This is a genomic window from Streptomyces sp. A3M-1-3, assembly GCF_024213665.1.
Lineage (GTDB): Bacteria > Actinomycetota > Actinomycetes > Streptomycetales > Streptomycetaceae > Streptomyces.
Genome location: NZ_JANAVP010000007.1, coordinates 23,650 through 47,314, shown reverse-complemented (window position 1 = coordinate 47,314; position 23,665 = coordinate 23,650). Strand labels below are relative to the sequence as shown.

Annotated in this window: 18 protein-coding genes and 1 pseudogene; 12 read left to right on the top strand and 7 right to left on the bottom strand. The window is 70.5% G+C overall.

From position 1 onward, the window contains the following. Positions 1–75 precede the first annotated feature (75 nt). A complete protein-coding gene (argF, locus tag NLX86_RS10045) occupies positions 76–1,098 on the top strand; it encodes an ornithine carbamoyltransferase (protein ID WP_254371272.1) in 1,023 nt (340 codons plus the stop codon). 1 nt (position 1,099) lies between these two features. On the opposite strand, the gene NLX86_RS10040 is transcribed toward argF, so the two are convergent. Then, the gene (locus NLX86_RS10040) at positions 1,100–1,561 is read right to left on the bottom strand and encodes an ATP-binding protein (protein WP_254371271.1); all 462 of its coding nucleotides are present in this window, start codon (positions 1,559–1,561) and stop codon (positions 1,100–1,102) included. A gap of 155 nt (positions 1,562–1,716) precedes the next feature. Here NLX86_RS10040 and NLX86_RS10035 point away from each other — a divergent pair, with 155 nt between their 5' ends. Continuing rightward, on the top strand, positions 1,717–2,544 hold the full coding sequence (locus NLX86_RS10035) for an enoyl-CoA hydratase family protein (RefSeq protein WP_254371270.1): 828 nt from the start codon (positions 1,717–1,719) through the stop codon (positions 2,542–2,544). 2 nt (positions 2,545–2,546) lie between these two features. After that, complete coding sequence (locus NLX86_RS10030) at positions 2,547–4,865, top strand: bifunctional salicylyl-CoA 5-hydroxylase/oxidoreductase (protein WP_254371269.1); 2,319 nt, start codon at positions 2,547–2,549, stop codon at positions 4,863–4,865. 213 nt (positions 4,866–5,078) lie between these two features. On the opposite strand, the gene NLX86_RS10025 is transcribed toward NLX86_RS10030, so the two are convergent. Next, on the bottom strand, positions 5,079–5,885 hold the full coding sequence (locus tag NLX86_RS10025) for a PaaX family transcriptional regulator C-terminal domain-containing protein (RefSeq protein ID WP_254371268.1): 807 nt from the start codon (positions 5,883–5,885) through the stop codon (positions 5,079–5,081). A 4-nt stretch (positions 5,886–5,889) separates the two neighbouring features. Further along, entirely contained in the window at positions 5,890–7,506 is a 1,617-nt protein-coding gene (locus tag NLX86_RS10020; protein WP_254371267.1) for an AMP-binding protein, read from the bottom strand. A 149-nt stretch (positions 7,507–7,655) separates the two neighbouring features. Between NLX86_RS10020 and NLX86_RS10015 the strand changes: the two genes are divergently transcribed. The 5 genes from NLX86_RS10015 to NLX86_RS09995 all read left to right on the top strand — a co-directional run bounded on the left by NLX86_RS10015 (position 7,656) and on the right by NLX86_RS09995 (position 13,403). Continuing rightward, positions 7,656–8,783: an acyl-CoA dehydrogenase family protein gene (locus NLX86_RS10015; protein ID WP_254371266.1), complete on the top strand. Its 1,128-nt coding sequence runs from the start codon at positions 7,656–7,658 to the stop codon at positions 8,781–8,783. Further along, complete coding sequence (locus NLX86_RS10010; RefSeq protein WP_254371265.1) at positions 8,780–9,178, top strand: RidA family protein; 399 nt, start codon at positions 8,780–8,782, stop codon at positions 9,176–9,178. The genes NLX86_RS10015 and NLX86_RS10010 overlap by 4 nt, the downstream gene beginning before the upstream one ends. Before the next feature lie 109 nt (positions 9,179–9,287). Then, a complete protein-coding gene (locus NLX86_RS10005; RefSeq protein ID WP_254371455.1) occupies positions 9,288–10,157 on the top strand; it encodes an alpha/beta fold hydrolase in 870 nt (289 codons plus the stop codon). Positions 10,158–10,258: 101 nt separating this feature from the next. Beyond that, on the top strand, positions 10,259–11,803 hold the full coding sequence (locus NLX86_RS10000; RefSeq protein WP_254371264.1) for an MFS transporter: 1,545 nt from the start codon (positions 10,259–10,261) through the stop codon (positions 11,801–11,803). A 241-nt stretch (positions 11,804–12,044) separates the two neighbouring features. Next, positions 12,045–13,403, top strand: coding sequence for a hypothetical protein (locus tag NLX86_RS09995; protein ID WP_254371263.1), 1,359 nt, complete (start codon positions 12,045–12,047; stop codon positions 13,401–13,403). A gap of 151 nt (positions 13,404–13,554) precedes the next feature. Here the strand turns inward: NLX86_RS09995 and NLX86_RS09990 are convergent, their stop codons facing one another. Then, entirely contained in the window at positions 13,555–15,084 is a 1,530-nt protein-coding gene (locus NLX86_RS09990) for a UDP-N-acetylglucosamine 1-carboxyvinyltransferase (RefSeq protein WP_254371262.1), read from the bottom strand. Positions 15,085–15,152: 68 nt separating this feature from the next. Then, positions 15,153–17,078 (bottom strand): amidohydrolase, encoded by a 1,926-nt coding sequence (locus NLX86_RS09985; protein ID WP_254371261.1) that lies wholly within the window; start codon positions 17,076–17,078, stop codon positions 15,153–15,155. Between the two features lie 88 nt (positions 17,079–17,166). Between NLX86_RS09985 and NLX86_RS09980 the strand changes: the two genes are divergently transcribed. Beyond that, positions 17,167–18,189: a LacI family DNA-binding transcriptional regulator gene (locus NLX86_RS09980; protein WP_254371454.1), complete on the top strand. Its 1,023-nt coding sequence runs from the start codon at positions 17,167–17,169 to the stop codon at positions 18,187–18,189. Positions 18,190–18,454: 265 nt separating this feature from the next. On the opposite strand, the gene NLX86_RS34700 is transcribed toward NLX86_RS09980, so the two are convergent. Then, complete coding sequence (locus tag NLX86_RS34700; protein WP_308409569.1) at positions 18,455–18,577, bottom strand: hypothetical protein; 123 nt, start codon at positions 18,575–18,577, stop codon at positions 18,455–18,457. Between the two features lie 65 nt (positions 18,578–18,642). Beyond that, positions 18,643–18,765 (bottom strand): annotated as a pseudogene (locus tag NLX86_RS34695) (transposase); the annotation flags it as partial. A 166-nt stretch (positions 18,766–18,931) separates the two neighbouring features. On the opposite strand from NLX86_RS34695, the gene NLX86_RS09970 reads away from it, so the two are divergent. The 3 genes from NLX86_RS09970 to NLX86_RS09960 all read left to right on the top strand — a co-directional run bounded on the left by NLX86_RS09970 (position 18,932) and on the right by NLX86_RS09960 (position 23,624). Next, positions 18,932–19,606 (top strand): SUMF1/EgtB/PvdO family nonheme iron enzyme, encoded by a 675-nt coding sequence (locus NLX86_RS09970; RefSeq protein WP_254371260.1) that lies wholly within the window; start codon positions 18,932–18,934, stop codon positions 19,604–19,606. Between the two features lie 319 nt (positions 19,607–19,925). Next, the gene (gene acnA, locus NLX86_RS09965; RefSeq protein WP_308409568.1) at positions 19,926–22,640 is read left to right on the top strand and encodes an aconitate hydratase AcnA; all 2,715 of its coding nucleotides are present in this window, start codon (positions 19,926–19,928) and stop codon (positions 22,638–22,640) included. Between the two features lie 159 nt (positions 22,641–22,799). Then, positions 22,800–23,624 carry a MerR family transcriptional regulator gene (locus NLX86_RS09960; protein WP_254371258.1) on the top strand — a complete coding sequence of 275 codons (825 nt, stop codon included), beginning with the start codon at positions 22,800–22,802 and terminating at the stop codon, positions 23,622–23,624. The last annotated feature ends 41 nt before the right edge of the window (positions 23,625–23,665 follow it).

Sequence of the window (23,665 nt, the reverse complement as noted above, 5' to 3'; positions counted from 1 at the left end):
CCGGCGTCTGTATAGCAATGCAGAGTGTCGTATAGACTTCCATGGTCCTCGTACTCGTGACCTAGGAGCGCCCCCATGGCGACCGACCTCGCAGGCCGCAGCTTCCTCAAGGAGCTGGACTTCACCGCCGCCGAGTTCCGCAGCCTGATCGAACTGGCTGCCGAACTCAAGGCGGCCAAGCGTGCGGGCGCCGAGGTCCAGCGGCTGCGGGGCCGGAACATCGCGCTGATCTTCGAGAAGACCTCGACCCGCACCCGCTGCGCGTTCGAGGTCGCCGCCGCCGACCAGGGAGCCTCGACCACGTACCTCGACCCCTCGGGCTCGCAGATCGGGCACAAGGAGTCGGTGAAGGACACTGCGCGGGTGCTCGGCCGGATGTTCGACGGCATCGAGTACCGCGGAGACAGCCAGGACGCCGTTGAGGAGCTGGCCGCGTACGCCGGAGTCCCCGTCTTCAACGGGCTCACCGACGACTGGCACCCCACCCAGATGCTCGCCGACGTGCTCACCATGACCGAACACGCCGACAAGCCGCTGGAGCGGATCGCCTTCGCCTACCTCGGTGACGCGCGCTTCAACATGGGCAACTCCTACCTGGTCGCCGGCGCCCTGCTCGGCATGGACGTACGGATCGTGGCGCCCAAGTCCTACTGGCCGGCCGAGGAGATCGTCACCCAGGCCCGCAAGGCCGCGGAGGCGAGCGGCGCCCGGATCACCCTCACCGAGGATGTGGCCGAAGGAGTGGCCGGCGCGGACTTCGTCGCCACCGACGTGTGGGTGTCGATGGGGGAGCCCAAGCAGGTCTGGGACGAGCGGATCGAAGCGCTCGCGCCGTATGCGGTCACCATGGACGTGCTGCGCGCCACCGGGAACGACGCGGTGAAGTTCCTGCACTGCCTGCCGGCCTTCCACGACCTCAGCACCCAGGTCGGCCGCGACATCCATGAGCGGCACGGCCTGACCTCGCTCGAGGTCACCGACGAGGTCTTCGAGTCCGCGCACTCGGTCGTCTTCGACGAGGCCGAGAACCGGCTGCACACCATCAAGGCCGTCATGGTCGCGACGATGGCGGGCCTGGACCCGGGCCCGGGCGCGTAGTTCAGGCCGGGTGCGGCCACGCCGGAAGCGTGAACCAGACCGCCTTGCCACGGGCGGTGCGGCGGTGGCCGCAGGCCGAGCTGAGCGAGCGGATCAGGAGCAGCCCGCGACCGTGCTCCTGCCAGGGGTCGGGCACCGAGTCCGGCCGCGGGGGAGTCAGACCGCCCGGCGGCTCCGGGTCGTCGTCGTGCACCTCGACCTGGCAGCCCGACGGCAGCATCTCGACCACCAGCCCGATGGGGGAGTCGCCCGAGGTGTGCTCCACCGCGTTGGCGACCAGCTCCGCCGTGAGCAGCTCCGCCGTGTCGCTGTCCGTCGGCGTCCCGACGTCGGCGAGCACCGTACGGACGAGGGCGCGGGCGAGCGGCACGGCAGCCGTGGTGTGCGGCAGCGTGATGCGCCAGGAGGCCGGGCCGGAGGCGGGGTCGGGGTCGGGGTCGGAGGCGGGGTCGGGGTCGGGCAAGACGAGTCCGTTCGGAGGGTCAAGAAGTGCGGCGCTCAACCATACGGAGGCCGTTTGCCGCCCGAGAGCCGGGGTCTCTATCGCGTGCACGTGACGGCAGTCACAGATCAGTGATACGGTTTCCCGAGTCTTCCGACGAAGGAGGCCGCCCCCCCATGAGCCCTTTCACCGGCTCCGCGCCCCGCACCGAAGAGTGGCGTCACCTGCGGCTCACCAGGCACAACGGCGTCGCGACCGTCACCCTCGCCCGGCCCGAGAAACTCAACGCCCTCACCTTCGGCGCGTACGCGGATCTCCGTGACCTCGTGGCCGAACTGTCCCGTGAGCGGTCCGTCCGGGCCCTGGTGCTCGGCGGCGAAGGGCGCGGCTTCTGCTCGGGCGGCGACGTCGACGAGATCATCGGCGCCACGCTCGCCATGGACACCGCGCAGCTCCTCGACTTCAACCGGATGACCGGCCAGGTGGTACGGGCGCTGCGCGAATGCCCCTTCCCGGTGATCGCGGCGGTCCACGGCGTCGCCGCGGGCGCCGGCGCCGTCCTCGCCCTGGCCGCGGACTTCCGTATCGCCGACCCCACCGCACGCTTCGCGTTCCTCTTCACCCGGGTCGGACTCTCCGGCGGCGACATGGGCGCCGCCTACCTGCTGCCGCGCGTCGTCGGACTGGGCCACGCCACCCGGCTGCTGATGCTCGGCGAACCGGTACGCGCCCCCGAGGCCGAGCGGATCGGCCTGATCAGCGAGCTGGTGGACGAGGGAGACACCGACACCCGGGCCGGCGACCTGGCCCGCCGTCTCGCGGACGGGCCGGCCCTGGCGTACGCACAGACCAAGGCGCTGCTCACCGCCGAACTCGACATGCCCCTCGCCGCCGCAGTCGAGCTGGACGCGGCGACACAGGCGCTCCTCATGAACGGCGAGGACTACGCCGAGTTCCATGCCGCCTTCACCGAGAAACGCCCGCCCAAATGGCAGGGCAGGTGACCATGCCCGCGAGCAGCCCGCCCGCGAGCACCGAGCCGACAGCCATGCGGGTCGCCGTCATTGGCGGCGGGCCTGGCGGCCTGTACGCGGCCGCCCTGCTCAAACGACTCGGCCCCGAGCGCGACATCACCGTCTGGGAACGCAACGCCCCCGACGACACCTTCGGCTTCGGCGTCGTCCTCTCCGACGAGACCCTGGGCGGTATCCAGCACGCCGACCCGGCCGTCTACCGTGCCCTGCAGGACGAGTTCGTACGCTGGGACGACATCGACGTCGTCCACCGCGGCCGCACCCTCACCTCCGGCGGCCACGGCTTCGCGGCTCTCGGCCGGCGTCGGCTGCTGGAGATCCTGCACGAACGCTGCCGGTCGCTCGGCGTACACCTCCGCTTCCGCGCGGAGGCGCCACCCGCCGCCGAACTCTCCACGGCGTACGACCTGGTGATCGCGGCCGACGGCGTGCACAGCCTCACCCGCGAGGCGCACGCCGATGTCTTCGCGCCCCACATCGCCACCCACGACTGCCGCTATATCTGGCTCGCCGCCGACTTCGCCTTCGACGCGTTCCGCTTCGAGATCGCCGAGACCGAACACGGCGTGATGCAGCTGCACGGCTACCCCTACGGAACCGGCGCCTGCGCCGCATCCACCGTCATCGTCGAGATGCGGGAGGAGGTCTGGCGGGCCGCCGGACTCGACGAGTGCGACGAGCAGCAGTCCGCCGAGCGCTGCGCCAAGATCTTCGCCGAGGCGCTCGGGGGCCGCCCGCTCCGTGGCAACAAGTCCACCTGGAGCGCGTTCCGCACCGTCGTCAACCGGCGCTGGTCGCACGGCAACACCGTGCTGCTCGGCGACGCCGCCCACACCGCGCACTTCTCCATCGGCTCCGGCACCAAACTCGCGGTCGAGGACGCCCTCGCCCTGGCCGCCTGCATCCAGGAACAGCCCGGCCTGCCCGAAGCCCTCGCCGCATACGAGACCGAGCGCCGGCCGGTCGTCGAGTCGACACAGCGGGCCGCCGCCGCCAGCCTCCGCTGGTTCGAGGAGCTGCCGACGTACCTCGGCCAGCCGGCCCACCAGTTCGCCTTCAACCTCCTCACCCGCAGCCGCCGCGTCACCCACGACAACCTGCGGCTGCGCGACCCCGCCTTCACCGAGGCCGTCGAGCGGGACTTCGGCTGCCCACCCGGCACCCCGCCGATGTTCACCCCGTTCCGGCTGCGCGGGCTGACCCTGCGCAACCGGGTCGTCGTCTCGCCCATGGACATGTACTCCGCCGAGGACGGCGTCCCCGGCGACTTCCACCTCGTCCATCTCGGCGCGCGGGCGCTGGGCGGAGCCGGGCTGGTGATGACCGAGATGGTGTGCGTCAGCCCGGAGGGCCGCATCACCCCCGGCTGCGCCGGCCTCTACACCCCGGAACAGGCCGCCGCCTGGCAACGGATCACAGCATTCGTCCACCGGCAGTCCCCGGGCACGGCGATCGGGCTCCAGCTCGGCCACTCCGGACGCAAGGGTTCGACGCGGCTGATGTGGGAAGGCATCGACCAGCCCCTGGACGACGGCAACTGGCCCCTGTCCGCCGCGTCCGCGATCCCGTACCAGCCAGGCGTCAGCCAGGCGCCGCGCACACTCGACCGGGCCGGGCTCACCGACATCCGCGAACAGTTCGCCGCCGCTGCCCGCAGGGCCGCCGGATGCGGTTTCGACCTCCTCGAACTCCACTGCGCCCACGGCTACCTGCTCTCCGGCTTCCTCTCCCCGCTCACCAACCGCCGCACCGACGCATACGGCGGCCCGCTCGAGAACCGGCTGCGCTTCCCCCTCGAAGTCTTCGACGCGGTACGCGACAGCTGGCCGGCCGACCGGCCGATGACCGTCCGCATCTCCGCCACCGACTGGGCGGCCGGCGGAAACACCGCCGAGGACGCCGTGGAGATCGCCCGCGCCTTCGCCGCGCACGGGGCCGACGCGATCGACGTTTCCACGGGCCAGGTCGTGCCCGACGAGCGTCCCGAGTACGGCCGCTCGTACCAGACGCCGTACGCCGACCGGATCCGCAACACCCTCCGCGTGCCCGTCATCGCGGTCGGCGCCATCTCCTCCTGGGACGACGTCAACTCCCTGCTGCTGGCAGGCCGCGCCGACCTGTGCGCCCTGGCCCGCCCGCACCTGTACGACCCCCACTGGACCCTGCACGCCGCGGCCGACCAGAACTACACCGGCCCGGGCGCCCCCTGGCCCCTCCCGTACCGGGCGGGCAGCCGCAAACCCCCGACGGGCCGCACGGACGGCCCGAAGCCGCGACTCACACTGAGCTGAGGGTCACGGCCCGGTAGCCGCCCGGCGGCACGGGTGGCGCCCGCCAGGGGCACGGGCGTGCCGTCGGCCTCCCAGAGCGTGAGCCCGCCGTGGCCGAGGCGGTCCTCGACCGCGGCTTCGGCGGTCACGGACGACTGGCCGGTGTCCCGGCCGAAGGCCGGCCACGGTCAGCAGCAGGTTGTTCTCCACCGGACGAGGTCCGCCGCAAGCGCGTCACGACCGGGCGAACTCCGCCCCCGCCTCCCGCAGCCGCGCGTGCAGCTCACCGAAGACGGCCGCCGACCTGCCGCCCGGCCATCCCTCCGGCAGCAGCTCGGCCGGCAGGCCCGGGTCCGCGTACGGCAGCTGCCGCCAGGAGTCCAGGGCGAGCAGGTAGTCCCGGTACGCGTCCTGCGGGGTGACCGTTCGCCCCGCCTGCCAGGAGCGCAGCACCGGCTCGTGAAGGTCCAGGAACTCCTCGTGCTGCTTGGCGATCCCCGCCAGGTCCCACCAGCGCGCCACCGCCTCGGCCGTCGGCGTGAAGCCCAGATGATCACCGCGGAACAGGTCCACGTACGAGCCGAGATGCATCCGCTCCAGGGTGTGCCTGGTCTCGTCGTACAGCCGCGCCGGAGCGATCCACACACCCGGTGCCGCCGTCCCGAAACCCAGCCGCGCCAGCCGGGAACGCAACAAGTGCCGCTTGTGCCGTTCCGGCTCCGGTACGGAGAAGACGGCGAGCACCCACCCGTCGTCGAGCCGCGGCGCCGGAGGCTCGTAGATGCGCCGGTCGCCGTCGTCCAGGAGCTGGCGGGCCTCCGGGGACAGGGCGTAGCCGGCCGCCCCCTCCTCCGTACGGCCCGGGACGAGGAAGCCGCGGCGCTTGAGCCGGGAGACGGAGGAGCGTACGGACGGCGCGTCGACCCCGACCGCCCCCAGCAGCCGGACGAGGGCGGCCACCGGGACGGAGCCCGCGGACTCGCGTCCGTAGGCGCCGTAGTAGGTGACGATCAGGGATCGCGGGGTGTGCTGCTCGGCCACGTGGTCACTCTAGATCGCGCAGCCGGAAGCGCTGCAGTTTCCCGGTGGCGGTGCGCGGCAGGGCGCTCAGGAAGACGAACGCGCGCGGGCATTTGTGCGGGGCGAGTTCCGAGCGCATGAACTCTCTCATGCCCTCCGCCGACTGCTCCGCGCCCTCCCGCAGCACGGTGTACGCCACTACGATCTGGCCCCGCCGCTCGTCGGGCCGCCCGACCACCGCGGCCTCCGCCACGTCCGGGTGCCGCAGCAGTGCCTCCTCGACCTCGGGTCCGGCGATGTTGTAGCCCGCCGAGATGATCATGTCGTCGGCGCGGGCCACATAGCGGAAGTAGCCGTCCGGTTCGCGTACGTAGGTGTCACCGGTGAAATTCCAGCCGTCCCGTACGTACTCGCGCTGGCGCGCGTCCGCCAGATAGCGGCAGCCGACCGGCCCGCGCACCGCGAGCAGTCCCGGCTCCCCGTCCGGCACCGGCCGGCCGGCCCCGTCCACCACGCGCGCGTCCCAGCCGGGTACCGGAAGGCCGGTCGTCCCCGGCCTGATCGCCTCGTCCGCCGCGGAGATGAAGATGTGCAGCAGCTCGGTCGCGCCGATGCCGTTGATAATGCCCAGCCCGGTGCGCTCGTGCCAGCTTTGCCAGGTGGCGGCCGGCAGGTTCTCTCCCGCCGACACGCAGCGCCGCAGCGCGCTGATGTCGTACCGGCCGTTTGTCCGGCCCAGCTCGTCCAGCATCGCGCGGTACGCGGTCGGCGCGGTGAACAGTACCGAGACGCGGTGCTCGGCCAGCGCCGGCAGCAGCTGCCGGGGCCCGGCCTGTTCGAGCAGCAGCGCGGAAGCGCCCGCCCGCATCGGGAAGATCACCAGGCCGCCGAGCCCGAAGGTGAAGCCGAGCGGCGGACTGCCCGCGAACACGTCGTCCGGACTCGGACGCAGCACCTCCCGGGAGAACGTGTCGGCGACGGCCAGCACATCGCGGTGGAAGTGCATACAGCCCTTGGGGCGCCCGGTGGTGCCGGAGGTGAAGGCGATCAGGGCGACATCGTCGGCCGAGGTCTCCACCGCCGCGTACCGCTGCGGCCTGCCCGCCGCCAGCCGCAGCAGATCGTCCGGCGCGTCCCCGCCGTAGGCGGTGATGCGCAGCCCCGGCACCTCGGCCTTCGCCAGATCGTCGACCGCCCCGATGTCACACAGCGCGTGGCTGACCCGTGCGATCTCGCACATCGTCGCCAGTTCGCCGGCGCGCTGCTGCGCCAGCACGGTGACCGCCACCCCGCCCGCCTTCATCACCGCGAGCCAGCACGCGGCGAGCCAGGGGGTGGTGGGTCCGCGCAGGAGCACCCGGTTCCCCGGCACCACACCCAGATCGGAGGTCAGCACATGCGCGATCCGGTCGACGTGCCCCCGTAGCTCTCCGTACGTCCAGACCGGGCCCGCGGCGGTACGGAAGACGGGCCGCTCCGCGCCGAACCGTTCGACCGTACGGTCCAGCAGCTCGGCCCCGCAGTTGAGGCGGTCGGGGTAGCGCAGGCCGGGCAGGTCGAAAGCGAGGTCCGGCCACTGGTCGGCGGGCGGCAGATGGTCGCGCGCAAAAGTGTCCGTGTGCGCCGAAGGCTTGAGGTTCAAGGCGGGTTCGCCCCCTTGCGACGGTCCGTTGTGTTCTCTGGGGGGAAGAACCCCCAGAACCCGTGGGCTGGGCCGGCCGTGCGGTCGCGGAACGAGCGTATCGTGATGGTGACGACAGTCAACAGTTCGCGATAAGAGAGGGGCGTGCGATGCCCGGATTCGCGCTGGAGCCGGAACAACAGGAGTGGTGCGCGGAGCTGCGCGCGCTGGCCGCCGAGCGATTGCGCCCCCTCGCGGAGAAGGGGGAGCCGGGCCGCGTCAACCGCCCGCTCGTCGCCGCCCTCGGCGAACTCGGGCTTCTCGACCGGCTGTTCACGGCCGGGGCCCTCGACCTCTGTCTCATGCGCGAATCCCTCGCCTACTCGTGCACCGAGGCCGAGACCGCCCTCGCCCTCCAGGGTCTCGGCACGTACCCGATCGTGCAATCCGGCACGGCCGCGCAGCGGCAGCGCTGGCTTCCCGAGGTGATGGCGGGCCGCGCGGTGGCCGCCTTCGCACTCAGCGAGCCGGGCGCGGGATCGGACGCCGCCGCGCTGGCCCTCAAGGCGGACCGGGCCACCGACCGGGGCGCGAACGACGGCGGATGGCGGCTGTCCGGCGAGAAGTGCTGGATCTCCAACGCCCCCGAGGCCGACTTCTACACCGTCTTCGCCCGGACCACCGAAGGCGCCGGTGCCCGTGGAGTCACCGCATTCCTCGTCCCCGCGGACCGACCGGGACTGACGGGTGCCCGCCTCGACATGCTCTCCCCGCACCCCATCGGCGCGCTCACCTTCGACGGCGTCCCGGTCACCGCGGCCGACGTACTCGGCGAGCCGGACCGCGGCTTCCGCGTCGCCATGAACACCCTGAACCTGTTCCGTCCGAGCGTCGGCGCGTTCGCCGTCGGCATGGCCCAGGCCGCGCTGGACGCCACACTCGTGCACACCGCAGGACGCACCGCGTTCGGCGGCCCGCTGAACGAACTGCAGTCCGTCGCCCACCGCGTCGCCGAGATGGCCACCCGCACCGAGGCCGCCCGGCTCCTCGTGTACGCCGCAGCCTCCGCGTACGACGGCGCGGCGCCAGGCATCGCACGGCGCTCCGCCATGGCGAAGCTGCTGGCCACCGAGACCGCGCAGTACGTCGTCGACGCGGCCGTCCAACTGCACGGCGCGCGCGCCCTCCAGCGCGGCCATCTCCTCGAACACCTCTACCGCGAGGTGCGCGCCCCACGCATCTACGAAGGCGCCACCGAGGTTCAGCGCACCATCATCGCCAAGGAGTTGTACGCATGAGCCTGCAGCGCATCAACCCCGCAGAACTCTCCCCGCCGACCGGCTTCTCGCACGCCGTCACCGCGACCGGCAGCCGCGTGGTCTTCCTGGCCGGCCAGACCGCGCTCGACCCGGCCGGCAAGGTGACGGGCGAGACGCTGCCCGCCCAGTTCGAAACCGCCCTCACCAACCTGCTGACCGCCCTGCGTGCGGCCGGAGGGACCCCCGCCGCTCTCGCCCGCGTCACGGTGTACGCGACGGACGTGGCCGCGTACCGTGCCCACGCCCCCGAACTCGGCAGAATCTGGCACCGGTTGGCCGGCCGGGACTACCCGGCGATGGCGGTGATCGGCGCGACGCGGCTCTGGGACGAACAGGCCATGGTCGAGCTGGACGGCTTCGCGGTGCTGCCCTGACCTGCACCCCTGGCCCCTGGCCCCTGCCCCTGCCTCGGCGCCTGGACATAACATCGCTATGACCGAGAACCGAGAACCGAGCGCGTCGCACGCACCGGACGGGGCCGCCATGACGGAAACACGGGACATCGAGCTCACCGCAGGCACCATCACCTACCAGGACACCGGCGGACCGGGCCCGGTCGTCGTCCTGCTGCACGGGCTGGTCCACGACGCGACCGTGTGGCGAAAGGTCGTCGCCGACCTGCGCGCCGACCACCGCGTCCTCGCGCCGACCCTGCCGTACGGCTCACACCGCACCCCCATGCGGCCCGGCGTTCCGCTCACCCCCGACGCGGTCGTCGCACTCATCGCGGAGTTCCTCGACCGGCTCGGCCTCACCGACGTCACCCTCGTCGAGAGCGACTGCGGCCGCGCCCAGTCCGTCGCCGCGCGCCATCCCGACCGCCTCGCCCGCCTGGTCCTCATCTCCTGCGAGGCCTTCGACAACTATCCGCCCGGCGTCCCCGGCAAGTTGATCTCCCGCGCCTGCCGGATCCCCGGCGGTGTCATCCTCCTCGCCCGCACGCTGGCCCTGCGCCCGCTGCGCCGCCTCCCGGTAGGTATCGGTGCGCTCACCAAGCACCCCGTACCGGACGAGATCGTCGACGGCTGGCTGCGCCCGCTGCTCACCGACCCCGCGATCCGCGCCGACTTCCGCCGCTACAACCTGGGCGTACGCAGGACGGAACTCCTGGAAGCCGCCGAGGGGATGCGTACGTTCGACCGCCCCGCGCTGGTCGTCTGGGCCACCGAGGACCGGATGATGCCCCGCGCCCACGGCCGGCGCCTGGCCGAACTCCTGCCGCAGGGAAGGCTGCTGGAGATCGAGGACAGCTGCACGCTGATCGCCGAGGACCAGCCGGAACGGCTGTCCGCCGCATTGCGCTCGTTCATCGGTGAGACGGCCGGAGAGACGTCCCGGGGGTCGCACGCTTGATCGACTAGTGGTGGGCCGACCCAGGGCTTACCGTCAAATAGTGGACGAAACCGCCCACTGATCCCTCGTGCGGGTGAACTCTCGTGCGGGCACGATGCGCCATGCCGACCTCGCAGCCGACCCCACCTCCGCAGACCGCCGCCCCGCAAAGAGGCGGCGGGAACGGTATCGCCCTTCTCGTCATCGCCTCGTGCCAGCTGATGGTGGTCCTCGACATCACCATCGTGAACATCGCGCTGCCGCACATCCAGAACTCGCTGAACTTCTCCACCACAAGCCTGTCCTGGGTGGTCAACGCCTACACCCTCACCTTCGGCGGCCTGCTCCTCCTCGGCGGCCGCGCCGGGGACATCCTCGGCCGCCGCCGGGTCTTCATCTCCGGTGTGGTGCTGTTCGTCGTCGCGTCGCTGCTGGGCGGCCTGGCCCAGAACGCCGGTCAACTCCTCGCGGCCCGCGCCCTCCAGGGCGTGGGTGGCGCCATCGCCTCGCCGACGTCGCTCGCACTGATCACCACGACGTTCACCGAAGGCCCGGCACGCAACCGGGCATTCGGCGTTTTCGCCGCGGTCTCGGCCGGCGGCGGCGCGATCGGCCTGCTGGCCGGCGGCATGCTCGTCGAATGGCTCGACTGGCGCTGGGTCTTCTTCGTCAACGTACCCATCGGGCTGCTCATCGTTCTCGCCACGCCCCGCTGGATCAGGGAGTCCGAGCGCCATCCCGGCCGCTTCGACTTCGCCGGGGCGCTGACCTCCACGCTCGGTATGGTCCTGCTGGTCTACGGCTTCATCCGCGCAGCACAGGAAGGCTGGCGGGACCGTCTCACCCTCGCGTCGTTCGCCGCGGCGGTCGTACTGCTCGCGGTCTTCCTCCTGGTCGAGAGGCGGTCGAGGCAGCCGATCACGCCGCTGAAGATGTTCGCCGACCGCAACCGCGCGGGCACATACGGCATCATGCTGAGCCTCGCCGCCGCGATCTTCGGCATGTTCTTCTTCCTGACGCTCTTCGTACAGAACGTGCTGGACTTCAGCCCGCTCCAGGCCGGCCTCGCCTTCCTGCCCGTCAGCGCGGTCATCGCGGTCGGCGCGGGGCTGGCGTCCCAACTCCTGCCGAAGTACGGTCCGAAGCCGTTCATGGTGACCGGGGCGATCCTGGCCGCGGTGGGTCTGGCCTGGCTGACCCTGACCGACATCCACTCCACGTACCTGGGCAGCATCCTCGGGCCGATGCTCGTCTTCAGCATGGGCATGGGCATGCAGTTCGTGTCGCTGACGCTGATGGCCGTCTCCGGCGTCCCGGCCCACGAATCGGGCGCCGCCTCGGGACTGCTCAACGCCACCCAGCAGGTGGGCGGCGCGCTGGGGCTGTCCATCCTGGTCACGGTGTTCGGCACAGCCAGCGGCAACGAGGCCGAGACCCAGGTGCCGCGCTTCCTGGCCCAGGCCACCCCGGCGGAGCGGCTGCAGTTCGAGCGCACCGGGCAGCTCCCCGCCCCCTGGGGCGACCAGGTCCTCACATCCGGAGTATCCGCGGCCTTCATCGTGGCGGCCGCCTTCACAGTGGTCGCCGCCGTGATCGCACTCCTGGTCATCCAGGTCCGCCCGGCGGACCTGGAACGCCTCCAGGGCGGGATCGGCCCAGGCCCCTGAGGCCGCCCGGCGGGGAACGGCCTCAGGGACCCTGCCGGCGGGCCGATGAGCGGAACTCCAGCGGGCATGATCCCGGCCTCCCAGGCGCTCCCGCGGAGCCTGGGGCGTACGCCGGTGCGTTGACGAGGCGCACGTTGCGCGATGCCGCGTGTCGTTCGTCCGTACAGGCGCGGAGCGCTCGCGTGTGTCCGCCCCGCGGGGTCTGATGGCGTCGAACCCATAGATACGGGGAGGGCGCGCCATGGCGGACGAGGGAGCAGCGGGCCCTGGCGCGGATCCTGCCCGCACGCCGGGCAGCGCGGGCGACGGACGCTCCGAACTGGAGCAGCTGAGCACCCGCATCGCCGAGCTGGAGGCCGACAAGGCGGACCGGGCTCCCGGGCACCGGTGGAGGTCGTCCTTCGCGGCGCTGCTCATCGTCATCGGCTGCATCCTCGCACCGCTCGCCGCCGTGGCGGCGTGGACGGCGGACGAGGTGGGCGACACGGACCGGTACGTCGCCACGGTCGCACCGCTCGCCTCCGACCCGGACGTCCAGGCCGCCGCCGCGAACCGGGTCACCAACGCGGTGATGGAGCACATCGACCTGGCGACCCTGCTGGAAGGGGCGGCCCCGGCGGACCGGCCCCGGCTGGAGAAGGCGCTCGGCAAGCTCGGCAACTCCTTGGAGAGCGCCGTGCGCAGCTTCGTACACGACAAGGCACAGGAGATCATCGCCTCGGACACCTTCGAGCGGATCTGGACCGGCGCCAACCGCAGGATTCATGCCGCCGTCAACAAGGCCCTGACAGGCAGTGGCGACAGCGCCGTGAAGATCAACAACGACTCGGTGACCGTCGACCTCGCCCCGGTCGTCGACCAGGTCAAACAGCGCCTCGTCGACGAAGGCATGACGGTGGCGGCAAGGATCCCCGAGGTGCACACCGACTTCACCGTCCTGCGCGCCGACAACATCGGCAAGGTCAAGACGGGCTTCCGGCTCCTTCAGATCGCCGGATTCTGGCTGCCGGTGCTCTCGGTGCTGCTGGTGGCCGCCGGGGTGCTGCTCTCGCGCCACCGCCGGCGCGTTCTCGTGGCGTCCGCACTCGCCTTCGCCTTCGCCACGCTGCTGCTCGGCGCCGGCCTGACCGTCTTCCGCGTGGTGTATCTGAACGCGCTGCCGGACAGCGTCTCGCAGCCCGCCGCCGAGTCCGTCTACGACGCGCTGACACGCTATCTGCGCACCACGGTCCGGATGACCGTGGTGCTCGGCGTGGTGATCGCGCTGGCCGCCTGGCTCACCGGTCCCGGCCGCTGGGCCAGGCTCGTACGACAGCTGTGGAACTCGGGCATCGGCGCGGTCCGCTCCACCGCCGACCGCGCGGGCCTGCGCACAGGCCCGGTTGGCCCGTTCGTCCAGCGTCACCGGACCTGGATCACCTGGGTTCTGGTCGCTGCGGCCGTCGTGACGTACATCCTGTGGAGCTATCCCACCGGGTGGGTCGTCGTCGGCATCGTGCTCGTCCTGCTCATCGCTCTGGCGCTGGTGGAATTCCTCGCGGAAGGCGAGGCCGCCAGAAGCACACTCGAGACGCCGGTGCAGGAGCCGCCGCCACGGTGAGCGTGCGACGGGTTCCCGCCGGCGCAGCTGTGGACGCAGCCCGGCCGGCAACGCGCCGACTTTGGCGCGCGCCGTGCGCAAGTTCACACACCGCGGCCTCTCTGAGCGGCTATTTTTGCCTGGTCGGAGAGGCCGTCGGGTCACACCCGCATCAGATGTCCCGGAAGATCTCGATCTGCGCGCCCACCGAGTTCAGGCGCTCCGCCAGTTCCTCGTAACCGCGGTTGATGACATAGACGTTGCGCAGTACGGAGGTGCCCTCCGCCGCCATCATCGCCAGCAGGACGACCACCGCCGGCCGCAGGGCCGGCGGGCACATCATCTCCGCCGCGCGCCAGCGGGTGGGGCCCTCCACCAGGACCCGGTGCGGGTCGAGGAGCTGGAGGCGGCCGCCGAGGCGGTTGAGGTCGGTGAGGTAGATCGCGCGGTTGTCGTAGACCCAGTCGTGGATCAGGGTCTTGCCCTGGGCCACCGCCGCGATGGCCGCGAAGAAGGGCACGTTGTCGATGTTCAGGCCCGGGAACGGCATGGGGTGGATCTTGTCGATCGGCGCCTCCAGCTTGGAGGGCCGGACCGTGAGGTCCACCAGCCGGGTGCGGCCGTTGTCGGCCGTGTACTCGGCGGAGCGGTCGTGGTCGAGTCCCATCTCCTCCAGGACCGCGAGCTCGATCTCCAGGAACTCGATCGGGACGCGGCGGATGGTGAGTTCGGACTCGGTGACAACAGCGGCCGCCAGCAGGCTCATCGCCTCGACCGGGTCCTCGGAGGGGGAGTAGTCGACGTCCACGTCGATATTCGGGATGCCGTGCACGGTGAGCGTGGTGGTGCCGACGCCGTCTACCCGTACACCCAGGGCCTCCAGGAAGAAGCACAGGTCCTGGACCATGTAGTTGGAGGAGGCGTTGCGGATGACGGTGACGCCGTTGTGCCGGGCGGCGGCCAGCAGCGCGTTCTCGGTCACCGTGTCACCGCGCTCGGTCAGCACGATGGGGCGGTCCGGGACGACGGCGCGTTCCACCTGGGCGTGGTAGAGCCCTTCGGTCGCGGTGATGTCCAGGCCGAAGCGGCGCAGCGCGATCATGTGCGGCTCGATGGTGCGGGTGCCGAGGTCGCAGCCGCCCGCGTACGGGAGCGTGAAGTGGTCCATCCGGTGCAGCAGCGGGCCGAGGAACATGATGATGCTCCGGGTCCGGCGCGCGGCGTCCGCGTCGATGGCTTCCATGTTGAGCTCGGCCGGCGGCACGATCTCCAGATCGGTCCCGTCGTTGATCCACCGGGTGCGTACGCCGATGGAGCCCAGCACCTCGAGGAGCCGGTAGACTTCCTCGATCCGGGCGACCCGCCGCAGTACCGTGCGGCCATTGTTGAGCAGCGAGCCGCAGAGCAGCGCGACGCACGCGTTCTTGCTGGTCTTGACGTCGATGGCACCGGACAGCCGGCGCCTGCCGACCACGCGCAGATGCATCGGTCCGGCGTAGCCGAGGGAGACGATCTCGCTGTCGAGGGCTTCGCCGATTCGAGCGATCATCTCAAGGCTGATGTTCTGATTGCCGCGCTCAATGCGGTTCACGGCGCTCTGGCTGGTGCCGAGCGCATCGGCAAGCTGACTCTGTGTCCAGCCGCGATGCTGACGGGCGTCACGGATGAGCTTGCCGATGCGTACGAGGTAGTCGTCTGCCATGGGGCGAACGTTATCTCAGATATGAGATGGCGCTCGCCGTGGGTGTGGCATACGGGTGTTACCGCCCGTCAGCTCCCGCACCCGCATGCGCGGTGGCGCCCACCGTGCACCGAGGCGTACGAGGCGGGGCGGGGGCCCTGCGCCGCGCGCGTGAGCCGGGCCGCGGCCGCCCGCCCGGTCGCCGTGTGCGCGTCGTGCACCGTGCGGCCGCCCACCAGCGTGAGCTCCACCTTCGTGTCGCTGATGTCCGGAACCGGGCAGCGCGTCACATCCCGGTCCAACAGCACCAGATCCGCGGCCTTGCCCTTCTCCACGGTTCCGGTCAGCCCGTCCTGGCGCAACTGCCAGGCCGTGCCGAGGGTGTGCATCCGCAGGACGGACGCACGGCTGAGCCCCTCCAGCCGTCGGTACAGCTCGCCCTCGCCGTACGCGCCCTTGCGGTCGATCGCCGTCCGCAACTGGTTCCACACCTGCAGCGCGTCGACCGGCCAGTCGGAGCCGCCCGCCAGCCTCGCCCCGGCCTTCTCCAGGCTGCGGGCCGGGTACATCCAGCGGTGCCGCTCCGGACCGATGTACGGAAGCAGCGCCTCCATCGTCCACGTGTCCTTGGCCGCCCACTGCAGCTGCATACAGGCCGCCACGCCCAGTTGAGCGAAGCGCCGCAGGTCCGCCGGGTCCACGAGTTGCAGGTGGGCGATGGCGTTGCGCGCGTCACGCCGCCCGGTGGCGTGGCGTGCGTACGCGTACCCGTCGAGCGCCGTACGTACCGCCCGGTCGCCCAGCCCGTGCGCGTGCATCTGCCAGCCGATCCGGTTGAACGCTGCGGTCAGCCGCCCGTAGTCACGTGCGGAAACATAGAGTTCGCCCCGATTGTTCGTGGGCTTGCCGTTGCCGTCGAGATACGGCTTCAACAGCGCGGCCGTCTGCGCCGGGTACTCGATGACCCCGTCCAGGAACACCTTGACCATGCCGAAGCGCAGTCCGCGCACCCCCTGGAACTCCCGCTGCAGCCCACGGGCATATGCCAGCGAGGCCCCCGGGTCCTGTGCCTGCTCCGCATCCAGCCGGATCGCCGGCAGCATCCGCTGCGGCAGCTTCCCCGATTTCGCCAGAGCCTGGTAGAGCCGCAGTTCATGGCGGCCGGCCAGCGCGTCCATCATCGTCGTGACACCGGAGGCGGCGGCCTGGCCCAGCACCTGCGCGCACGCCGCGACCAGCTCGGCCTGCGTGGGCTCCGGGATGTGCTGTTGCACCAGCTCCTGTGCGTCGTCCTTCAGTAGACCGGTCGGCTGCCCGTCCGGCCCCTTGACGATCCTGCCGCCGACCGGGTCGGGGGTGGCGGCCGTGATACCCGCGATCTCCAGCGCGCGCCGGTTCGCCCACAGGTTGTGCCCGTCGCCGCCGACCAGCGCCACCGGGCGACGGGTCGGCAGGGCGTCCAGCATCGAGTGGTGCGGATTCGTGCCGGTGGGCAGCAGGCCGACCGGGTTCCAGTCCTCCACCACCAGCCAGCCGTCCGGCTCCTGCGCCGCGCCCCCGGTGTCGGCCAGGAACCCCTTCAGGATCTCCTGCAGTTCGGCCACGGTGGTCTCCGCGCCCTCCAGGGAAGGCCGCAGCGACCGGTCGCCCGCGCCCAGCGGGTGCACATGCCCGTCGTGGATGCCGCTCATCACCGTGTTGCCGCGCGCATTGACCACCTCGGTGTCCCGGCCGATCAGCCGGCGTAGCGCCGAGCCGGTCCCGGTGGCCAGGATTCTCCCGTCCCGGCCGACGGCCACCGCCTCGGCCGGACGGGCCCCCGCCACCCCGGTGAACACCCGCGCGTTGTGGATGATCAGCGACGCGGAGGCCGCCGTACGGGAACCGGCCGCGGCGGCCGGGCCGGCGGCCGTGCCGAGCAGACCGGCCGCGCCCGCGGCTCCGGCGGCGGCGATGAGCTCACGGCGGGACACGGCCCGGGGCAGAGGCCGGGACAGGGAGGGTGAAGACGTCATGACCACTCCAAACGTTGGATGTGGCCAGGACACTGTTTGATTAACGCCTTAACCAGAACCCGCCTCCGGCTGCGGAATCCGTACGATGATGCGCGTGTCCGGACCGACCATCGCCGACATCGCGCGCGCCGCAGAGGTGTCCACCGCGACGGTCTCACACGCCCTGAATGGAACCGGCCGGATCGGCGAGGCCACCCGCCGCCGGGTCCGGGAGGTCGCGACGGGGCTGGGCTACGGGTCACATCGCACGCCCCGCACCCGCACCCGCAGCCTCGGTCTGGCCGTCACCACATACGCCGGGTTGGCCTGGAACTTCGTTGAAGTCGCGTATTTCTCCAGGTGGCTGACGGCCGCCACCGCCGCCGCCCACGTCCACGGATTCGCCCTGACCACCCTCCCCGCGGAGCGCGGCGCCGAGACCCTGTGGCACACCCTCGCCGTTGACGGGATGCTGCTGCTCGACAGCCCCGAGGGCGATCCGGTGCTGCGGGCGCTGCGTGCCCGAGGGGTTCCGGTGGTTTTCGACGGCAGGCCCGCCGATCCGCGGCCCGGCGACATCTGGGTCGACAACGACCATGCCGCAACCACACGCGAGGTGCTCGACCATCTCGCGGCAGCGGGCGCCCGGCGCATCGCGCTCCATTCCGGTTACGGCCGCGAGTACTACACGCACGCAGTGACCCAGGCGTACGAGCACTGGTGCACGGAGCGCGGTCAGGTTCCGCTTCTGATTCCCTTCGGCCCGGACGACCGCGTCGGCCGGGCCTTCGACCCGGCACTCGCGACAGCGGCCCGCCGACCCGACGCCGTTTACACCGTGTACGACCCGGGTGGCCGCCAGCTCCTCGCCGCCGCCGCGCGCCACGGGCTGCGCGTACCGGACGACCTGCTGCTGGTCTGCGCGAGTGAGGATCCGGGGTACGCCGAGGGTGAACTCGAAGTGAGCACGGTCACCCTGAACCCAGAGTGGACAGCCAGGTCGGCGGTGTCCGCCCTGGTGGCCCTGGTCGAGTCGGGGCAGGCGGGACCGCCCGGTCAGCTCACGGTTCCGGCGGGCCTGCGGGTGCGCGCCTCGTCCCAGCCCCCGGTTGTCCGTTGCCAACGAAGTTAGTCACTCGGTCGCACTGACCTGCATCGACCAGGTTGGATGGCAAACGATCACACCAGGGCTGTCGTTCAGTCCTGATCGGACTGGTGCTCAGATTGCGGAGTCCGACGGATTCTGCGGACCCCGTCATCCTGGAGACTGCGTCGGGCTGCGGTGACAAACGCGGCGTGCGACTCGTCCACGGCGTCCCACAATCGACACCGGTCTAGAAGGCCCCTGAAGATCTTGTGTGGGGGGCGCCCGGCCGGGGGCCGGGTGGCCTCTTGCGTTAAGCGCGTGCGGGGGTGATCGTCCAGGTGTCGTTGGTGCGGGTGAGTCCGAGGTTGATCAGGCGGCGGAGGTTGAGGGCGCGGCGCGGTTGTGGAGCCAGGATGACGCCGCCGTAGGGCACGCGGCGACAAGCCAGGCGATTGCGCGTTCGACCGGTGGTCGCCAGCGGCGGTATTCGGCCTGCCGGCCGGGGTCGCTGGTGTCTTGGTCGCGGGCGGCTTTGAGCAGGTCGTACTTGGCGTGGACGCTGAGGACGCGGCCGGTCTTGGAGCGGGTGCAGCGGTCCTTGAGAGGACAGTTGGCGCACAGTTTCTTGAACTGGGCATGGCGTGCGCCGTCCGCGAGGGGCCGGCCGAGTGCGACGGTGTGTCCACACCACGGGGATCACCTCAGGCCGGGCTCGATCCCTCGCTGTGCGCGGCGGGGAGGGCTGGCCACTGGCGTCCAGGACAGGTGCCCGTAAGATCACGTGCTCATGGACGCGCGCGCAGGAAGCGAGATGATCGCCATCCCGCCGGGGCAGATAACGCTGTCGGACCGGCGGACACAGCGCAGTTGGTCGGTCGAACTTGCGCCCTACCAGCTCGCAACGTTCCCAACCACCCAGGCGCTGTACGCACAGATCACCGGCCAGCGGCCAAGCGCCGCCGATGGCGACAAGCTGCCCGTCGAGGGCGTTTCCTGGTGGGACGCCATCCGGTTCTGCAACGCACTGTCCCAACGCGATGGGTTCGCACCCGTCTACCACCTCCACGCCAACGGCGAAGGCGTCGAGTGGGACGCATCCGCCGACGGGTACCGGCTGCCGACCGAAGCCGAGTGGGAGCATGCCTGCCGAGCCGGTACGACCGGACCGCATTACGGCCCGCTCGACGAGATCGCTTGGTACCGGGGCAACTCACACGAGCGCATCCACGACGTGGGCGGCAAGCGGCCCAACCCGTGGGGCCTTCACGACATGCTCGGCAACGTCTGGAACTGGTGCTGGGACATCTATGACGCAGAGGTCTACGGCACCTACCGGGTGCTACGTGGCGGCGGCTGGTTCGACGAGCACTGGAGCTGCAGGGCCTCCGCGCGGCGCCGCAGCCACCCGAGCTTCCAGGTCGACGACGTAGGGTTCCGCATCGCGCGCTCCGTCATGCGCTGATCCGCGTCGTGTGCGATGACCGCCTTGATGAGACGGGACATCCAACATCTGGCGGACCAGATCACCTGAGACGACGAGCAAATCGGACCAGATCACTTGAGACGGGGACCAGATCGACTGAGACAGGACAGGGGGCGTGCGGGCATGACGGTCCGGCGGTCATGTACTAGAGTTATCTCGACATCGAGATATCTGCCGAAGGCGTACCGCAGCCGCCACCAGTAAGGGTTACCTAACTGAGCCTTACCTTAGCGGATCGGGCTGGAGCCGTGGCGGCAGGATGACGGTTAGTACGCGCACATTGATGAAGGAGACTGTCGTGTCGGCGAACAGCTTCGACGCCCGCAGCACGCTGCGCGTGGGCGACGAGTCGTACGAGATCTTCAAGCTGGACAAGGTCGAGGGCTCCGCGCGCCTCCCTTACAGCCTGAAGGTGCTGCTGGAGAACCTGCTCCGCACAGAGGACGGCGCGAACATCACCGCCGACCACATCCGGGCGCTCGTCGGCTGGGACTCCCAGGCGCAGCCGAGCCAGGAGATCCAGTTCACGCCGGCCCGCGTGATCATGCAGGACTTCACCGGCGTGCCCTGTGTCGTGGACCTCGCCACCATGCGCGAGGCCGTCAAGGAGCTCGGCGGCGACCCGGCGAAGATCAACCCGCTGGCCCCCGCCGAGCTGGTCATCGACCACTCGGTCATCGCCGACAAGTTCGGCACGCCGGAGTCGTTCGCGCAGAACGTGGAGCTGGAGTACGGCCGTAACAAGGAGCGCTACCAGTTCCTGCGCTGGGGTCAGACGGCGTTCGACGAGTTCAAGGTCGTCCCGCCCGGCACCGGCATCGTCCACCAGGTCAACATCGAGCACCTGGCCCGTACGGTCATGGTCCGGGGCGGCCAGGCCTACCCCGACACCCTCGTCGGCACCGACTCCCACACCACCATGGTCAACGGCCTCGGTGTACTGGGCTGGGGCGTCGGCGGCATCGAGGCCGAGGCCGCGATGCTCGGCCAGCCCGTCTCGATGCTCATCCCGCGCGTCGTCGGCTTCAAACTGACCGGCGAGCTGCCGGCCGGCACCACCGCCACCGACCTGGTCCTCACGATCACCGAGATGCTGCGCAAGCACGGCGTCGTCGGCAAGTTCGTCGAGTTCTACGGTGAGGGCGTCGCCGCGACCTCCCTCGCCAACCGCGCCACCATCGGCAACATGTCGCCGGAGTTCGGCTCCACCGCCGCGATCTTCCCGATCGACGGCGAGACGCTCAACTACCTGAAGCTGACCGGCCGCAGCGAGCAGCAGGTCGCGCTTGTCGAGGCGTACGCCAAGGAGCAGGGCCTCTGGCTCGACCCGGCCGCCGAGCCCGACTTCTCCGAGAAGCTCGAGCTCGACCTCTCCACGGTCGTCCCCTCCATCGCCGGCCCGAAGCGCCCGCAGGACCGTATCGTCCTGGCCAACGCCGCCGAGCAGTTCAAGAGCGACGTGCGCAACTACGTCGAGGACGACGACGAGGCGGGCAAGGAGTCCTTCCCGGCGTCCGACGCCCCGGCCTCCACCAACGGTGTGCCGACCCGGCCGACCCTGGTGACGGCCGCCGACGGTTCGACGTACGAGATCGACCACGGCGCCGTCACCGTCGCCGCGATCACCTCCTGCACCAACACCTCGAACCCGTACGTCATGGTCGCCGCCGCGCTGGTGGCCAAGAAGGCAGTCGAGAAGGGCCTCACCCGCAAGCCGTGGGTCAAGACCACCCTGGCCCCCGGCTCGAAGGTCGTCACCGACTACTTCGACAAGGCGAACCTGACCCCGTACCTCGACAAGCTGGGCTTCAACCTCGTCGGTTACGGCTGCACCACCTGCATCGGCAACTCCGGTCCGCTGGACGAAGAGGTCTCCAAGGCCGTCAACGAGCACGACCTGGCCGTCACCTCGGTGCTCTCCGGCAACCGCAACTTCGAGGGCCGGATCAACCCCGACGTCAAGATGAACTACCTCGCCTCCCCGCCGCTGGTCGTCGCGTACGCCATCGCCGGCTCGATGAAGGTGGACATCACCAAGGACGCGCTCGGCACCGACACCGAGGGCAAGCCCGTATACCTGCAGGACATCTGGCCGTCCGAGGCCGAGGTCAACGAGGTCGTCGCCTCCGCGATCGGCGAGGACATGTTCAACAAGTCCTACCAGGACGTCTTCGCGGGCGACGCGCAGTGGCAGGCGCTGCCGATCCCGACCGGCAACACTTTCGAGTGGGACCCGCAGTCCACCTACGTGCGCAAGCCCCCGTACTTCGAGGGCATGACGATGGAGACGACCCCGGTCGCGGACATCGCGGACGCGCGCGTGCTGGCCAAGCTGGGCGACTCGGTCACCACCGACCACATCTCCCCGGCCGGTGCGATCAAGGCCGACACCCCGGCCGGCAAGTACCTCACGGAGCACGGCGTCGAGCGTCGCGACTTCAACTCGTACGGCTCCCGCCGTGGCAACCACGAGGTGATGATCCGCGGCACCTTCGCCAACATCCGCCTGCGCAACCAGATCGCGCCGGGCACCGAAGGCGGCTTCACCCGCGACTTCACCGTCGAGGGCGGCCCGGTCTCCTTCATCTACGACGCCTCGCAGAACTACCAGGCCGCCGGCACCCCGCTGGTCATCCTGGCGGGCAAGGAGTACGGCTCGGGCTCGTCCCGCGACTGGGCGGCCAAGGGCACCGCGCTACTCGGCGTGAAGGCCGTCATCGCCGAGTCGTACGAGCGCATCCACCGCTCGAACCTGATCGGCATGGGCGTACTGCCGCTGCAGTACCCGGAGGGCGCCTCGGCGCAGTCCCTGGGCCTCACCGGCGAGGAGACCTTCTCCTTCACCGGCGTGACCGAGCTGAACACCGGCACCACCCCGCGCACGGTCAAGGTCACCACCGACACGGGCGTGGAGTTCGACGCGGTCGTCCGCATCGACACCCCGGGTGAGGCGGACTACTACCGCAACGGCGGCATCATGCAGTACGTGCTGCGGAACCTGATCCGCAGCTAGTAGCCCTGCTACGCCCGAAGGGCCGCACTCCAGCGATGGGGTGCGGCCCTTCTCCGTTGTCGGTGCCGACTGCGCGCCGTGCCGCCTGAACCGCGATACAGCACCCGACTGGGGCCTCTTGACCATGACACCGTGTGAGGCCTTGCACTGGGAGACATCATGTTCACTATCGGAGATTTCGCCAGGCACGGCCGTGTTTCGGTCCGCATGTTGCGTCACTACGACGCGATCGGGTTGCTGCGGCCTGCCCACGTCGACCTGGCCAGCAACTACCGCTTCTACGAAGCCGGCCAGCTCGCCCGGCTCAACCGGATCATCGCGCTGAAGGACCTCGGCTTCACCCTTCAACAGGTGCAGAGCATCCTGGACGAGCAGGTGAGCCCTGGGGAGCTGCGCGGGATGCTGAGGCTGCGGCAGGCAGAACTCGCGGCGGCGATGGCAGCAGATGCCATGCGGTTGGCCCAGGTCGAGGCGAGGCTCCAAACGATCGAGAGCGAGGGACGTATGCCTTCCGACGACGTTGTCGTCAAGCGCATTCCTGCAGTGCGGGTAGCCGAGCTGACCGGCACCGCCACCACCGATGGGGCTGAAGGGATCGGGCCGGTCATCGGACCGCTCTACGAAGAGCTGTGCCGTCGGCTTGCGGCTGCGGGCGTGGCCCCGGCGGGACCGGGCATCGCCTACTACGAGGTCTCACCGGACGGAAAGGACACGGTCATCGTCCACGCCGGCATGACGATTGCCATGGAACCCCGAGGCGGCCTCGACTTCGCGATCGTGGACCTGCCGGAGATCAAGAGTGCCGCCACCTTCGTGCACCGCGGTTCCATGGACAAGGTCATGCCCAGCGTCCAAGCCCTGGCCCGCTGGATCGACGCCAACGGCTACCGCTCCACCGGCTACGCACGAGAGCTCTATCTCGAATGCCCGGATGACCCCGACCAGTGGGTGACCGAACTACAGGAGCCGATCACACCGGTCTGAACCCAGCTATCAGGTCCCGTGCCAAACACCGCACATCGGTG